Annotated in this window: 1 protein-coding gene; it reads left to right on the top strand. The window is 44.9% G+C overall.

Annotated features, from left to right (window positions below; translation table 11 throughout):
- Positions 1-260, top strand: a 260-nt coding sequence (locus tag DXA87_RS18570) for a transposase domain-containing protein (protein WP_242998132.1), incomplete at its 5' end; no start/stop codon positions are given.
- Positions 261-392 lie beyond the last annotated feature (132 nt).

The raw sequence follows: 392 nt of genomic DNA, 5'->3' as shown, positions 1-392 counted from the left end.
CAGAGCGTGCAATCCGCGGATTCTGTGTCGGTAAGAAAAACTGGCAGATGATCGATACCATCAATGGTGCGAAATCGTCCGCTATCATTTACAGCATCGCAGAAACAGCAAAAGCGAATAACTTAAAACCATACGAGTACTTTGAATATCTTCTGACAGAGATTCCGAAACACATGGATGATACAGACCGATCTTTCTTAAATGATCTGGTTCCGTGGTCGGAAAAACTGCCAGAGAATATCCGAAAACCGAAGAATTAAGAGAAGCCGCGAAAGCGGCTTTTCGCTGACAAGGTACTTGCTATGGTGCGTTTACGGTTTTGAGGAGTTGTGAAAAAAGCGAAAATGTAAAGATGCCCATTCGTAATGCGTAGGTCGCCGGTTCGAGTCCGG

Origin of the sequence: Desulfotomaculum sp. OF05-3 (assembly GCF_003435535.1) — a bacterium.
GTDB classification, from domain to species: domain Bacteria; phylum Bacillota; class Clostridia; order Lachnospirales; family Lachnospiraceae; genus Pilosibacter; species Pilosibacter fragilis.
Note: the sequence above shows the minus strand (reverse complement) of the source record. Positions and strands in the feature narration are given on the sequence as shown.